At 57.3% G+C, this 579-nt stretch carries 1 protein-coding gene; it reads right to left on the reverse strand.

Features of this window, described 5'->3' with window-relative positions; genetic code table 11:
• Positions 1–125: 125 nt before the first annotated feature.
• A partial coding sequence (locus tag HMPREF2690_RS06870; protein ID WP_168167291.1) for an ATP-binding protein occupies positions 126–579 on the reverse strand: 454 nt, incomplete at its 5' end.

Genomic DNA, 579 nt, shown 5'->3' on the forward strand with positions numbered 1-579 from the left:
TGCTGAGTGCGCGTAGTTGGTAGGGGTATTCCGAAACGGTGGTAGGGCTGGATTCCGGGTAGTTGGTAGGGCCCCGCGACGGGTTGGGGCTGCTGCTCGTCGCGGGGCCTGTTGATGGTGGTGTGTTACTCGGTTTCTAGTTGGGTGGCTAGGAAGTGGCGCATGTCGTATTCACCGAGTTCGACGCGTTGGCCGGTGTTGAGTCTGCTGACGAGGGAGTCAGCTGCGACTGGGTCGGGAAGTTTTTGTACCCAGTATGCGGCAGTGGTTTGGGAAACGATGATCGTCGGCAGCCTGCCATCGCGGTCGAATATGATCTTCGTTAGGTCTTCTTGCCCGCGTTGGTTGATTCCAATGGTCAGGAAATCATCAAGGATGAGCACGTCAGTGTTTTGTAGCCTGCGCATCTTGGTTACGTAACGCTCATCTGTCGGCGGGAAGGCCGCTAATTCATCTACAAGCTGGTCGAGCCGGTAGTACGCAACGCTGTATTCAGCCTGGCATGCAGCAACTCCGATGGCGCAGGCGATGTATGTCTTGCCTGCCCCTGTTGGGGCTAGGAGGTGGACGTTTCCGGGG

Source organism: Corynebacterium sp. HMSC034E11, from assembly GCF_001835905.1.
Taxonomy (GTDB): Bacteria; Actinomycetota; Actinomycetes; order Mycobacteriales; family Mycobacteriaceae; genus Corynebacterium; species Corynebacterium coyleae.